At 68.5% G+C, this 13734-nt stretch carries 11 protein-coding genes and 2 tRNA genes; 6 read left to right on the top strand and 7 right to left on the bottom strand.

What is annotated here, in order from left to right; translation table 11 throughout:
• Position 1: 1 nt before the first annotated feature.
• Both F4Y45_03135 and F4Y45_03140 read right to left on the bottom strand, forming a co-directional pair.
• Positions 2–2809 (bottom strand): AAA family ATPase, encoded by a 2808-nt coding sequence (locus tag F4Y45_03135; protein ID MXY23504.1) that lies wholly within the window; start codon positions 2807–2809, stop codon positions 2–4.
• Complete coding sequence (locus F4Y45_03140) at positions 2793–5723, bottom strand: hypothetical protein (GenBank protein MXY23505.1); 2931 nt, start codon at positions 5721–5723, stop codon at positions 2793–2795. Before F4Y45_03140 ends, F4Y45_03135 begins: the two co-directional genes overlap by 17 nt.
• Before the next feature lie 120 nt (positions 5724–5843).
• On the opposite strand from F4Y45_03140, the gene F4Y45_03145 reads away from it, so the two are divergent.
• The 4 genes from F4Y45_03145 (at position 5844) to F4Y45_03160 (ending at position 8085) form a co-directional block, all read left to right on the top strand.
• Complete coding sequence (locus F4Y45_03145) at positions 5844–6092, top strand: hypothetical protein (protein MXY23506.1); 249 nt, start codon at positions 5844–5846, stop codon at positions 6090–6092.
• Positions 6093–6129: 37 nt separating this feature from the next.
• The gene (locus F4Y45_03150) at positions 6130–7236 is read left to right on the top strand and encodes an asparaginase (protein ID MXY23507.1); all 1107 of its coding nucleotides are present in this window, start codon (positions 6130–6132) and stop codon (positions 7234–7236) included.
• Positions 7237–7296: 60 nt separating this feature from the next.
• A complete protein-coding gene (locus tag F4Y45_03155; GenBank protein MXY23508.1) occupies positions 7297–7980 on the top strand; it encodes a nucleotidyltransferase family protein in 684 nt (227 codons plus the stop codon).
• Between the two features lie 29 nt (positions 7981–8009).
• Positions 8010–8085: transfer RNA gene (locus tag F4Y45_03160), tRNA-Ala, on the top strand.
• A gap of 13 nt (positions 8086–8098) precedes the next feature.
• Here the strand turns inward: F4Y45_03160 and F4Y45_03165 are convergent.
• The gene (locus F4Y45_03165; protein ID MXY23509.1) at positions 8099–9796 is read right to left on the bottom strand and encodes a PQQ-dependent dehydrogenase, methanol/ethanol family; all 1698 of its coding nucleotides are present in this window, start codon (positions 9794–9796) and stop codon (positions 8099–8101) included.
• A 503-nt stretch (positions 9797–10299) separates the two neighbouring features.
• On the opposite strand from F4Y45_03165, the gene F4Y45_03170 reads away from it, so the two are divergent.
• Both F4Y45_03170 and F4Y45_03175 read left to right on the top strand, forming a co-directional pair.
• Positions 10300–10506 (top strand): cold shock domain-containing protein, encoded by a 207-nt coding sequence (locus F4Y45_03170; protein MXY23510.1) that lies wholly within the window; start codon positions 10300–10302, stop codon positions 10504–10506.
• Positions 10507–10579: 73 nt separating this feature from the next.
• Positions 10580–10676, top strand: a tRNA-Sec gene (locus tag F4Y45_03175).
• A gap of 54 nt (positions 10677–10730) precedes the next feature.
• On the opposite strand, the gene F4Y45_03180 is transcribed toward F4Y45_03175, so the two are convergent.
• The 4 genes from F4Y45_03180 to erpA all read right to left on the bottom strand — a co-directional run bounded on the left by F4Y45_03180 (position 10731) and on the right by erpA (position 13630).
• Complete coding sequence (locus tag F4Y45_03180) at positions 10731–11201, bottom strand: hypothetical protein (protein ID MXY23511.1); 471 nt, start codon at positions 11199–11201, stop codon at positions 10731–10733.
• Complete coding sequence (locus F4Y45_03185; protein ID MXY23512.1) at positions 11198–12109, bottom strand: PHP domain-containing protein; 912 nt, start codon at positions 12107–12109, stop codon at positions 11198–11200. The genes F4Y45_03180 and F4Y45_03185 overlap by 4 nt, the downstream gene beginning before the upstream one ends.
• Positions 12106–13053: a hypothetical protein gene (locus F4Y45_03190; GenBank protein ID MXY23513.1), complete on the bottom strand. Its 948-nt coding sequence runs from the start codon at positions 13051–13053 to the stop codon at positions 12106–12108. The genes F4Y45_03185 and F4Y45_03190 overlap by 4 nt, the downstream gene beginning before the upstream one ends.
• A 232-nt stretch (positions 13054–13285) precedes the next feature.
• Complete coding sequence (gene erpA, locus F4Y45_03195) at positions 13286–13630, bottom strand: iron-sulfur cluster insertion protein ErpA (GenBank protein MXY23514.1); 345 nt, start codon at positions 13628–13630, stop codon at positions 13286–13288.
• Positions 13631–13734 lie beyond the last annotated feature (104 nt).

Consider the following 13734-nt stretch of genomic DNA (forward strand, 5'->3'; position numbering starts at 1 on the left):
TCTAGGCCCGATCGACGATGGCCAGGCGATGGGGCTGGCCGCTCGTTCCAGTCCAGCGGACCGTGTCGCGCACGGTCGCGGCGTGAGCCATCAGGTCGACAAGGGGCGCCGGAAGCGCTTCCGCGAGACTGCCGGGGTTGCAGGCGATGGCGCCAGCGTCGTCGAGGACCGCTGAGAGATAGAGACGGTCGCGCGCGCGGGTGGCGGCGACGTACAGCAAGCGCTTTGTTTCCTCCAGATCGCGGAGACGTTCTTCCTGATCGGCCGGCGTCCGGTAGGGCGACACGCTGACCCACGGCTTCCCCGCCGTGTCCGTGGCCACACGGATGGCCGCTCCGCCCAAACCCGTGCCGCGCCCCAGATCGACCAGCATCACGATCGGGAACTCCAGCCCCTTGGCGGCATGGACCGTCATCAGGTTGACCGCGTCGAACGCATCGACCACCGCGTTGGAGACATCGCCCGAAAGATGATCGATGTGGTCGGCGACATGCGCCATCGTGGCGTAGCCGCGGTTCTGCACGCGACGGACCAGGTTTCGGATCTTCTTGACGTTCTCGCGGGCCTGTGCCGGATGACCTTCGCCAAGCTCGATGGAGTACGCCGACATCGCGAGGACCCGGTCGAGCACCTCGGCTGGTGGCAGGCGATCGACCAGGCCGATCCAGCCCGGGACCGTGTCGCGCGCCAGGTCGAGCACCGTGCGGTCATGCGCGTCGAAGTCCAACGCGGCGGCGGGAAGCGTTCCGTCCAGCAGGGCGGCGGCGAGCTTGCCTCTCAGCGCGGCGAGCGCGGCGTCCGAGATTCCAATGAAACGCGAGCGTAGCAGGGCGGCGGCGCGGAGCTCCGAGCGCGGGTCGGCCAGGTAGCGAATCAGGGCGCGGACGTCCTTGATTTCGTCGGTGTCGAAGAAGCCGAGCCCCTTGTAGACGCACGTCTGGATGCCGCGCGCGTTGATCGCCCGCTCGAACTCGCGGTGGCTCTGGCGGGATCGGAAGAGGATGGCGACGTCGGTGGGAACCGGGCGGCGAGGCACGCCGGTGCGGCGGTCGCGCACGCTGCCCGTCTCGAGGAGGCGGGAGACTTCTCCGGCGACAAGGTCGGCCGTCCCTTCGACGCTATCGGCGACCGCGACCGCCACCACCGGCTCGTCCGCAGCCGTGACCGCCGGCGCATCCACCGGAAAGCGATCGCGCTCGTCGAAGCGGAACGCGTCACGGCGCCCGGACACCTTCGGCACCGCCGCGAACAGGTCGTTCAGGAAGGCGAGCAGGGGGGGAACGGTGCGGAAGCTGTTGGATATCGACTGACGAACGTCGGGGGAGGTCGCGCGGGAGGCAGACTCCCGCGCACCCGGGCCTGCAGCGGAGGCGTCTCCGCCATCCGGTTCGCGGAGCGCGGCGACCGCGTTCGCGGCATCGTCAAGGACGGCAACGTCCGCGTCGCGGAACCGGTATATGGACTGCTTGCGGTCGCCGACGACAAAGACGCTGGGCGGGAGTGTTGCGTCGTGGACCAGGCCGGCGCCCTCCCCCCAGGATTGCACCAAGAGCGAAACCAGTTCCCACTGCGCCGGACTCGTGTCCTGAAACTCGTCGACGAGCACGTGGTGGTAGCGGGACTCCAGGCGAAAACGCGATCGCGCGAACTCGTCCATTCTCCGGAGGAGAGCCACGGCACGCTCCAGCAGATCGGAGAAGTCGAGGAGGGCACGGGCGTCGAGCTGACGGCGGTACGCGTCGACCGCGATCGTGAAGAGCTGGTGCACGCCGCGCGCCATCACGAGGTTGATGTCGCGGTCGAACCGGCCCAGCACGTCATGCATGATCGGGGCTGCCTCGACCGCCGCCGCGCGGAACCGCCTGGCGCGCGGGCCACTGCCGGAGAGCTGCGCGTCCGTGACCCGCTTGCGAGGCGTTCCCTGCTGCGTCAGGAAGTACGCCCGGCAGCGGTCCAGGGCGGCGCGGATCCGAACCGGGCCGCGTTCCGCCAGCGTGTCGAGGTCCGCGATGTCTCGCGCGATTACCGCGAACGGGCCGGCATCCGGCCCATCCGCGAGCAGCCGGCCAAGCACGCCATCCGCACCCTCCATACGGGCGGCGAGACGCGTCACTGCGGAGCGGCAGGCCTGCGCCGCCGTCAGATCGCGCGGCGTTCCGGCCAGGAAGCGCCGGATCGTCGTCTCCGCGGCCAGGCGCCGGCGCAGCAGCTCCGTCAGGGCGACGCGAATCCGCCATGGACCGATCTGCGCGATCAGCATGGCAAGATCGGCATCGCTCTTCGCCATCCGGGTTCCGGCGCCGAGCGCCTGCTCCACCGCCTGCCGGACGATGTTCGGGATCTCGGTTTCGTCCGCCAGTCCGAAGCCCGGCTCGAGGTCCGCCTCCAGCGGGAACTCGTGGAGCAGCGAGAAGCAGAATGCGTCGATTGTGCTGATCGAGATCTCGCCGAGGCGGTCGCGCAACCTGGCCCATCGCTCCGCACCTTCCTCCGAGCCAAGGGCGTCGGCGCGCAACTCGCCGACGATACGCTCGCGCATCTCCGCTGCCGCCTGACGCGTGAAGGTGATCGCGAGGATGTTGATCGGATCGATGCCGGCACGAAGCAGGTTGAGGTAGCGGGTGACCAGCACTGTCGTCTTGCCGGTGCCGGCCGACGCTTCCAGCACGATGTTGCGTGTAGGGTCGACCGCCGCGGCGCGCGCCGCGCGATCGGGGGGCGCATCCGGCCCGGGCGGGGCAGCCGGTGCGGGTGACGGCTCGTCCGGCGCCGCATCGAACGGCAACCCGCCCTCAGAGATCCTCGACATAGTCCTTCCGGCACACCGTCTGGTAGGGACACATCGTGCAGCGGAACAGCTCCGCCGGACGCGGCGGGCACTTGCCGGCTTCGATTCCCGCCACCGCCGCGACGGCGCGGGCTTCACCCTCGTTCATCGCGTCAGCCACCTTCCCCTTGCCCTCCATCGGGACCGTCAGTCGCGACTCGCCGAACGCGACGTACATGCCGCCGGCGGCGCGCCACGAGCGGTCGCGGTAACCCCGCAACTGCTGTTCCGCACACCGCGCATAGAGCGGCAACTGCAGTGCCCGCGACCGATCCGGCGCGCGGCCGGTCTTGTAGTCGACGACCGTAAGCGTTCCGTCGGCATGCAGGTCGACGCGGTCGGCGCCGCCGCGGAGCGCAACGGTTCGGCGACCGCCGGCCGGGCCCATATCGAAGGAGCCGGCGATCCGATACTCGGGGAGCCGCTCGACGATGTCGGCCGTCCGGCTCTCCGCTTCCCGGCTGAACAACCGCTCGGCCAGACCGGAAGAAGCGGGCGAGCCGAACAGCCAGGCGCGCGCCACCGCCTGCTCCGCTGGCGGCAGCCGGGCCAGCTCGTCTTCCGCAACGCCCGCGAACCGCTCGAGGGCAACGTCGAACCTGTCGAGCGTGATGGCGCCGTGGCCGTCGCCCTGCCACGCACTGAAGAACCTCTCGAACACCTGGTGCAGGAAGCGGCCGCGCTCCTGCGCAGTCATCGTCTGCTCCTCGCCGTCTTCCTCCTCCAGGCGGAGCGTGTGGCGCGCGAAGTACTTGAAAGGGCAGTCGAGGTAACGCTCGAGGGCGCTGACCGCGTAGGCCCGGGGCGCCTGCGGACCGATGTCGCCGCGCAGGCGATCGCGCGCCATTCCGGCCTCGGCACGGGAAAGACGAAACGCGCGCCAGCGGTAGGCAATGGCATCGGCGGTTCCCGGGGTCGCCTCCGGCGACGCGGCTTCGCCGATGGGCGGCGCCGCCTCCCGATCGAACCCGTCTACATCGAGGTCTTCCAGCATCGGCGAGACGGCCACCGCCGCGTCATCCTCGAGGAGGAACGCGGAAACCCGCACCCGGCCGCGGGAAAGGCCGAGCAGGTCGCGGAACATGGCGCGCGCAGCCCGCAGCCGCTCGCTCTCGGGCGGCCACCCCAGGGAGGAAAGCATGCCGGCCGGATAGAAGATGTTCTTCTCCGCGCGGGGCGGCCAGTCCGCTTCGGTCAGGCCGGCGAGGAAAAGGCAACCGAACCGTCCGTAGGCGGCGGCGTGGGGGTCGATCAAGTGAACATCGCCGTCTCGGACCGCACTGCGGTCGGGTGGATACGTCCGGCCCTCGATCCAGCGACGGACGACCGATGCGAGTTCAGCGAGCGTGACGTTGGCGTCGCCCGCATTCAAGGCACGGTGGGCGGTCTCGAGCGCGCTGAGGCCCTCGTGGATCAGGGACCGGGTGCGGGCCGTTCGCTCGGCTATCGCGTCGCGGGGCTCGGGCGGCGGCGCAGCGTGACGGTGCAGGAGGGAACGGAGCGCGGCGAGATGATCCGCCAGAGGGCGCGGTTCGTCGAGGGTGGCGAGTTCGGAATCCGCAACCCCCGCGTCGTCCCCCGCGAAGTTGAAATGGGGATTGCGGGCAATTGACATCGTCGATGCACTACGGTCGCCGGAGGCGTAATGGAGCACCAGGTCCACCGCCGCGGCGTACGGCTCGGCGGCGAGCGGGAGTCCGTCGCCGGGGCGGGGGCGGAGGTCTGCTTCCGCGAAGACCGGGGGGGCGAGATAGACGTATGGAAGGGGACGAGCGACAACGACGGCGGCCGAGAGCTGCGGATCGTCCCGGCGCGCCTGATCAACGGCGCGCGCGATGCCGCGCAGTTCCTCCTCGCGGTCGCGCCAGAGGAAGCAGGGGAGGTCGCCCGCGCCGCCGGTGGGCACAACCAGGCGCGGCGCCGGTAACGTGTCGGGGGCGACACGCTCCTCGTCAATCCCCGGCAGGAGGTGATCGAGGCGCTCCCGGAGACCGCTGTCGAGCACCGCGTCGGTCGCGACAATCGAGACGCGCGCGAGTTGCGGCAGCCGGGCGAGCAGGTCGAAGTCGGCCGGGTAGAGTCCAGCCGGATGCGCAACCTCATCGGGGACGGTGACGATCACTTCGCGCAGCGGCTCGCGCGTGCCCGCGTTGCACAAGTGCTCGCGCAGGCGGTGTTCGTCGACGCCTCCCGCCGCATCCAGCCGGCGCTCGTAAGCTCGGAAAGCAGCTACGAGGAACCGGGTCTGATCCAGCAGGCGGCGCGCGCCGCGATCGATGTCGGCGCTCGGTTCGAGGTCGTTTACCAGCAGTCGCTCGAACGCGTCAACGGTTCGCTGGCGCCGGCGCAACTCATCGTAGAAGGCGAGGAACGCCGTGACGATGCCGGCCCGCAGACGGAACGGCGGCGGCGCGCCGACCGCCGCGGCGTCGCGGGCGGCAATGCCACCCAGCACTTCCCGCTCGACCTGGGTGAGCAGGCGCGCCCGGACCGCAGCCCGTTCGTGCAGCCAGTCGTACCAGTCGCCGCGGGGAAGGACTGCGGGGCGCACCGTCCCGTCGCGGCCCGACGCGTGCAACTGCCGCAGTGTCCGGCGCAACTGATCGGCGGCGGCCCGTGTAGGGACGATGATAGCCCGCTCGCCGCCATCGAGCGCGATGCGCGCATCGGCGACGCGCGCCGCGATCGCCCGCTGGTACGCGCCCAGCGTAGGAGCGGAGAGCAGGCGGGTCTCGCGTGGCGTGATCACGATGGCCGAGTTCGCCGCCCACCGGGTTCCACCAGGGCGCAACCAGGCGTTACGTCGAGGGTGTGGATAGCCGGTGGAAGTTCGGTGGACAAGAGGTGCATTACGTGTTCGAGAAAATATTGTTTTCTCGTTCTTTCCCGCAGACATGCTGACTTGTCATTGTGGGTGCCACTTTCGCATGGTTCTTCGCTTGATCACATCACGCGCGTGGCTGAGAATTCTCTACGTTTCCGATACGCAATAAAGCCTTCCCACCCCAGCACGACATTGGCCGTCCGCAACCCTTCGATTCAGCACTTTCGCGAGACGATCAACGGACGAGAGTACGCCATCGAGGTCGGTCGCGCGCTCGACGGGGGATGGCGTGCGTCGCTGGTCCGGGCCGCGGGGGTTCCAACCGCCCTGATGCCCTTCTACGGTGCAACGCCGCGTGAGGCGCGCGACCGCCTGACGGGCTGGCTCGCGGCCGCACATCGCTCCGCCGCCCCGGTTCCGGCCGCCAAGACACGCGCCTAGCAGCTGGCACCCGGACTGGCGTTATAGTCCGAGGGTGATGCGTGTCGCGGGGTTTCCGCTGGCATTCGTTGCCGCCGCGCTCTTCTGGCTGGTCGCCGCACCGCCCGCCGGCGCGCAGCCCGACGCCCAACTCCCGGGTCGGGAACAACCGACGGTTCGGCTGGTCGCCACCGGTGGAACCATCGCCAATCACCCGGATGGCCGCCTGACCGTCGACGAACTGGTCGCGCTCGTTCCCGAACTGGACCGGCACGCGATTGTCGAGACCGAGCAATTCGCCAACGTGGCGAGCAGCTCGTTGACGGTCGATCAGTGGCTGGCGCTCGCCGGGCGGATCAACACCCTGTTTCGCGAGCGATCCGACCTTGCCGGAATCGTCGTCACCAGCGGTACCGACACGCTGGAGGAGACAGCTTACTTCCTCAACCTGACCGTGCGGAGCGACCGTCCCGTGGTGGTCGTCGGGGCGATGCGGATGCCCGACGAGACGGGCTATGACGGCGCCGCCAATCTGGTGCACGGCGTGCGGGTAGCAGCCGCCCCGGTTACGCGCGGCCGCGGCGTCGTTGTCGTCCTGAACGGCGAGATCCACGCGGCGCGCGAGGTGCGAAAGACGCACGCTCAGAGACTCGATACGTTCGACTCGGGTTCGTACGGCCTGCTCGGCGTGGTGGACGACGACACGATCGTCTACTACCGCCGGCCGGGGCGGCGTCACACGCGGCGTAGCGAGTTCGATCTCGCCGCGATTGAGCGGCTGCCTCGCGTCGACATCGTGATGACGTACCTGGACGCGCCGGGCGACCTCCTGCTCTCCGCGTACGAGCATGGAGCGGAAGGCCTGGTGGTGGCGGCGAGCGGCGCCGGAGGGACGACGCCTGGGCAGAACGAGGCAATCCAGCAACTCGTCGAGGCGGGAGCGATGGTAGTGCTTTCTACCCGCACCGGAGGCGGACGCGTCCCGGCGCGGCGGGGTCCGATCGATCCTCCAGCCGGCGGCAACGGCGACACCGGCCGCCGCTACCATCCCAACCGCGTCTCGGCGGAGGACCTGACGCCACTGAAAGCGCGCATCCTGTTGATGCTCGCGCTCGCGGTCACCGATGATGGCAACGAAGTCCAGCGCATGTTCCGGGTCTACTAGGAGCTTGCGGGCGCCCCGGGGCACTTGGCCTCGCGGACGGATGCGGCGGATGCCGGCTCGATGACCGTTCCCGGGGTCGTGCTTGCTGCCGGCCGGTCCTCGCGCATGGGGCGGCCCAAGGCTCTGCTGCCGGCCGGCGGCGGTGAGACCTTCCTCTCGCGCATCGTGCGGGCCCTGCGCGAGGGGGGCGTCCGGGAGGTGGTCGTCGTCGCCTCCGGCGACGGGCCGTTACGCGAGATCCGGTCGGCGCTCGCGCCATTGTCCCCGGAGAAGGCGGCGTCCCCCGTTGTCGCGCCGATGTCCGGCACGCACCCACCGGCAAGGGTCGTTCTCAACCCCGACCCGTCGCGCGGCCAGCTCTCCTCCCTGCTCTGCGGTCTCGAGGCAATCGATCGACCCGACGTTGCCGCGATGCTGCTCACGCTGGTGGACATCCCGCTCGTGGAACCCGGCACGGTTCGAGCCCTGCTCGACGCCTACGCCCGCACGTGCGCCCCGGTCGTGCGTCCTGTCCGCGCCGACCCGGCCATCGGAGAAACCCCTCGGACGCACGGTCATCCGGTCATTCTCGACCGCGCTCTCTTCGATCCGCTCCGCGCCGCCGATCCCGCGCAGGGCGCCAAGCCGGTTGTACGCGCCTGCGAAGACCGGGCAATCACCGTTCCGGTCCCGGGCGACGGCGCCTTCATCGACATCGACACGCCAGAGGCGTACCAACGCGTCTTCGGTTCCGTAATAGAATGATCGATCTTGGCGCGTCAGCGCCGAGCCGTGGGCCAGTGGCGCAGCTGGGAGCGCGCGTGAATGGCATTCACGAGGTCACGGGTTCGATCCCCGTCTGGTCCACCACCCTCGCGCTCGATCAGCGGCTGGCCGGCGGTAGCGCGAACACCCAGATAACGCCCCCCTGGGGCACCAGCAGCTCGGCCTCGAAGTGCGTATTCACCGCGCGCTGCATACCCGCGGCATCGACGCCCCAGCCGGACTGCACCGCGATGTACTGCACGCCGTCGATCGCATAGGACGACGGCACGCCGATCACGCCGGAATTGGTCCGCTGCTCCCAGAGCACGTCGCCGGTCTCGGCATCGAACGCCCGGAAGTACCGGTCGTTGGTGCCTCCCGCGAAGAGCAGGCCGCCACCAGTGGTCAGAATCGGCCCCCAGTTCTGGGAATCCGCGAACTCGTGCGTCCAGACCTCTTCGCCGGTAGCCAGGTTCCAGGCCTGAATCTCGCCGATGTGCTCGGCGTCGTCCACGACGAAAACCGTCTGCGACGCACCAGTGAAGCCACGCCCCGGCACGTAGTCGACCTCCACCCCGACCATGTCCGAGCAGAGGTTCTCGTTGGCCGGGATGTAGAGGTACCCGGTCTGGGGGCTGTAGGCCGCGGGCGGCCAGTCCTTGCCGCCCCAGAGCGACGGGCAGAAGGTGGCGGGCTTGTTGGTGCCCGGCTTCCGCTCCTCGTCGTACTCCGGCCGGCCGGTCACCGGGTCGATCGCGGTAAACACGTTCTGGTACACGTAGGGCTTCGCCTCGACGAAGTTGATCGCGTCCGCGGTCCGCTCAAGCATCCACAGGTAGCCATTCCGGGCCGGGTGAACCAGCGTCGGGATGGTGCGGCCGTCTCGCGGCACGTCAATCAGCAGAGGCGCTGAAACCTCGTCCCAGTCCCAGGATCCGTTGTGGTGATACTGGTGATAGCCCTTGATCTCGCCGGTGTCGGCGTCGAACGCGACCACCGAGTTGGTATAGAGGTTGTCGCCGGGCCGCTGATCACCGATCCACGGGCCCGGATTGCCCGTTCCCCAGTAGGTCAGGTTGCGCTCCGGGTCGTACGACCCGGTGATCCAGATCGACGCCCCCCCGGTCTGCCACGTATCGCCCGGCCATGTCTCGCTGCCCGGCTCACCCGGCGCCGGAATAGTGTGCGTACGCCACACTTCCTCACCAGTCTCCGGATCGAGCGCCACCACGAACCCGCGAATGCCCCGCTCGCCTCCGGACGCCCCGACCATCACCTTGCCGCTGGCAACCAACGGGGCGATCGTCATGTAGTACCCGGTTCGGTAGTCGGCGACCGCCGTCTCCCAGACAAGCTCTCCGGACACGGCGTCGAGGGCCACGACGAATGCGTCATGCGTCGTGTGGTAGACCTTGTCGCCGTACAGGCCGACGCCGCGGTTCGTGCGGTGCGGATGGGCCATGTCCTCCGGAAACTCGCGGTTGTAGATCCAGAGCTGCTCGCCCGTTCGCGCGTCGATGGCGATGACCCGGTCCTCGGGCGTCGTCACGAACATCCTGCCGTCGTTGACGACGGGAGGCGCTTCGTGGCCGGATGTCACCCCGGTGGACATCGTCCAGACCGGCACCAGCCCGGCGACATTCTCCGTCGTGATCTGATCGAGCGGACTGTAGCCCCAGCTATCGTAAGTGCGGCGATACATCAGCCAGTCGGCAGGATCGGGCGAGCGCAACCGCTCGTCCGTTACCGGCGTATAGCCCGTCGCCGCTTCCTGGGCCGGCGCCGTCGTGCACGCCGCCGCAACCGCCATCGTCATGATCAGTCCGAACTGCCGTGTCGTCATCTTCTTCGTACCTCCGTGCCGGTACTGCACATCGTGTCATGAACCGGCGTCCTATTTGAAAACCTGTCGGGGACAGCACTAGAATTCCGCCCATGAGCGACTTTGATGTCCGGATCCGCTGCCAGAGTTGCGGAGCCCAGATGACCCTGACCGATCCGGTTGACTGGCGTTTCGGCCAGGTCTGGCCCCCGATGCAGTTCTGGAAGTGCGGCCAGTGCGGCCGGAATTTCTGGACCACCTATCCGGCGCCGAAGCCTCCCGCTCCGCCGAAGCCTGCAGCGCCACCGAAGGAGGCCGTCAAGCCCCCCGCCGCAGGGGCGAGTTCCACCAAGCCATCTCCCGCGCCGGATGCTCCCTGAGCGCACGGCCCCTCCATATAGGCGGTTGACATCATTCCGGCGGTTGCCTAGACTGCCGCCTTTAGGGGATCGGCGGTGGTGCATCTGCCCGGTGGCCGGACCCCTCGGAGGGACGGTATGCCGACAGGCACAATCGCACGTCTGTTGATTGACAAGGGCTTCGGTTTCATTCGCGATGAAGGAGGCATTGAGCACTTCTTCCATCGGAGCGCCGTGCGTAGCGCGGTCTTCGAGTTGCTACGCGAAGGCCAGCGCGTCGAGTTCACGCCCGAACACTCGGAAAAGGGTCCGCGCGCGGGCGAAGTCCGGCTGATCGACTCGTAGTCCAGCGGCGATACTCCTTGCTGCCCCTGTCCCGGTTCCCATTGGGGTCGAATTGCGTTCGGCCGCCGCTCCAGGAAGCGAACGGGGCCCGGTGGCCCTCCCGGTCTTCAAAATCGGTCGCTCCCCGCTGACGCGGGGGGGCTGGGTTCGACTCCCAGGCGCTTCCGCCACTACCGCGCGCCATCCCGAACCCTCCCGTTCGGGCGGCCCGGGTCAAACGGCCTCTATTCCACCTGCCGGTTGACTTCCGCCGTCGAATCCGCGGCGGTGGCGAGAGCCAGCAGCTCCAGCTTGAACACAAAGAAGTTCGCCAGCAGCGCAAGCACCGCCAGGGAGGAATGAATCCCGGCTGGAAGGGCACCGGTATCCACGCCTCCGCCCAGGATCGCGGCCAACATCGTCAGCGCCATGGCGAGCGTCCCCCAGGAAAAGACCGGGCGGCGCGCCCGCGCCACGGCCAGATGGATCTCCTCCGGCAATCCCGCTTCGGTTGCCGCCTCGCGGATCGCCTTCCCCTTGCCGATCAGATAGAACATCGTCATCGAATGCGCGAGCAGCGTGATCAGCGTGAAGAAGATGCCGAACGACACATGACGGGCGATGTCTTCCGGCGTCGAGGCCAGGAAACCGAGGAACGTGCAGTAGCCCAGACCGCCGATGCCAAGCAGCGCGGCCGTGACCAGAGCAGCCGTCATGTCGCCGGACCGGCGGGCGCCATGCCTGCTTCGGCCGCCGGCAGCCGAAACTCCATCGGGCCCGTCTCTCCGTGAACGGCGGCGTGCGCGCGCTCCAGTCGACACCGCAGTGCGCCGAAGTGCGCCTCCGGCAGACCGACCCGGCCAAAACGGTCAGCGCGGTGGTGGCCCTCCCCATGAAAGTCGGAGCCGCCACTGATGGCCAGCCCGTTCCGCTCCGCCAGGCGGCGGTAGCGCGCCCGATCGGCGGCGCCATGCTCACTGTGAAACGCCTCGATGGCGTCGAGTCCGGCGTCAACCAGACCCGGGATCAGATGGTCCTTCCGGAGCAAACCGGGATGCGCCAGCGAGCAGATGCCGCCCCCCGCCCGGACCAGCGCCACCACTTCGGCCGGCGACGCTCCCGTCCGGGCGACGTATGCGGAGCCGCCGTCCGCCAGGTAGCGGTCGAACGCCTCCTGCATCGACCTCACATGCCCCGCGTCGACGAGCGCACGAGCCACCGTCGGGCGCGCCACCGCCCTCCCCGACTCCTCCGCCTCCTGGATCAGATCCTCGATATCGACCGGGGCGCCGAGCGCGGCGAGCTTGTCCGACATGGCCCGGGCGCGCCGCGCCCGGTCCCGCCGGGCCGTCTCCAGGAACGGACCCACGCCGGGAGGGTCGCGGCGAAGAAAGTAGCCGAGCATGTGAACGTCACGATGCTCGTGCACCGCCGTGATCTCGATACCGGCCACAAAGGCGAGGCCTCGCGCCCGAGCCGCCCCGGCCGCCTCCGGGATGCCTGCCAACGTGTCGTGGTCGGTGACGGCAAGGGTGCGGATTCCCACCGATGCCGCCCGATTGACCAGCTCGGCGGGCGGAAGTGAACCGTCGGAGGCTGTCGTATGGGTGTGGAGGTCGATCATGCAGGCGGGGCACCCTCCTGCCGCCCCTGCAGATCGCGGTACTCCTTGATCAGCAACTGAAGATGCTCCCGTTCTTCCTTCGCGAACTCCAGGAATATGCGCTTCCCCTCGGAATCCTCGAACCGCTCGCCGTAGCGCCGGAAGAACCGGTGCGATCCCCGCTCGCAGCGAATGCCGATCCGGAGCGCCTCACGATCGTCCACTCCAGCCGTCAACTCGTCGGCCCCTGCGGCGAAGAGGCTGTTGGCGGCTCCCTTGAAGAAAAGAAAGGTCGGCCAACCTTCGAGGCGAGGTTCCTGCTGCAGCAGCTCGGCGTAGCGCTTCTCGAGCGTACCGAGGTGTTCCTTTTCCTCCTCCGCCAGCTTGAGGAAGATCTCCCTCCCGCGCTCATCTTTGGTCAGCCGCGCGGCGCGGGTGTAGAACTCCAGACCGCTCCGCTCGGTCGCGATCGCGATGCGAAGCGCGTCCCGCGCGAAAAGCAACTCCGTCGCTACCGGCTCGCTCGACTGCTGGCGACCCTCTCTGCACGCTTCGCACGTACCGTGGATCTGCACTACGCGCTCTTCGGTCGCGAAGCCGCGATCGTCGGCAATCTCTTCGATCAACGCTTCGATATCTGACGAGATGAACTCGAACGACTGGCTACAGGCCCGGCAGATCAGATGGAAGTGCCGCGGATGCCGGTAGGCGTGCTCGAAGCGGGCGCGCCCGTCGCCAAAGTCCACCTTCCGGGCGATGCCAGCGTCCACCATCCACTGCAGCGTGCGGTAGGTGGTCGCGCGGCTAATCCGGTGACCGGCCGCGCGCATGACGTCGACCAGTTCGTCAGCAGCGAAGTGGCCCTCCTGCTGAAGGAAGAAGTTGACGATCTGATCGCGCTTGCTGGAACGACGTCCACCCGGCGGACGATGACTCTCGACGAATGCTTCCCGCGGTTCCATCACGCTCAACAGCCCGTGGTGAAACCCCCGCTACATTCGAGCGGCGATGCATCCCGGCTGGACGGCGTTGCTCCTCGGTCGCATATGGCCAATATACTTCCTCGTCGCGCCTTGTCAGCCGGGCGCCCTCGCCGCTCTCGGTGTGACGCGGGGTGTCACCACGGGCTGTTACCCCTAACGCGCTGCCGGGCCGGCGCTCTCGGGCGCGGTTCGGCGCGTGACGCGGTGTCCGTGGTCAGACGCCGAACGACTGGCCGCAGCCGCACGTCGTCTTGGCGTTCGGGTTCCGGATGGTGAAGCCGCCACCCATCAGGTTGTCGACGAAGTCCACCTCCGCCCCGTTCAGGTAGCGCACGCTGATGGGATCCACGAACAGCGTGATGCCGTTCGACTGAAAGACCCGGTCGGACTCGGCGTCACCGGGCCCGTCCTCGATCATCAACCCATACTGGAAGCCCGAGCAGCCGCCGCCCTGCACGAAGACGCGGAGCCCCGCCTCCGGCTTCTGTTCCTCCGCCAGCAAGGCATGGATCTTCCCCGCGGCGGCATCCGTCACCAATACCGGCCCACTGGCCACCATTGTCTCAGTCACTGTTGTCTCCTCTTGCGCTTCGCCAGCAACCGTCAATTACGAATTATAGCGCGTGCCGCGCGTACGGCTCCGCTCGCGTCGCGTCCGCGGTG

This window comes from Acidobacteriota bacterium (assembly GCA_009838525.1).
In the GTDB taxonomy this organism is placed as follows: domain Bacteria; phylum Acidobacteriota; class Vicinamibacteria; order Vicinamibacterales; family UBA8438; genus VXRJ01.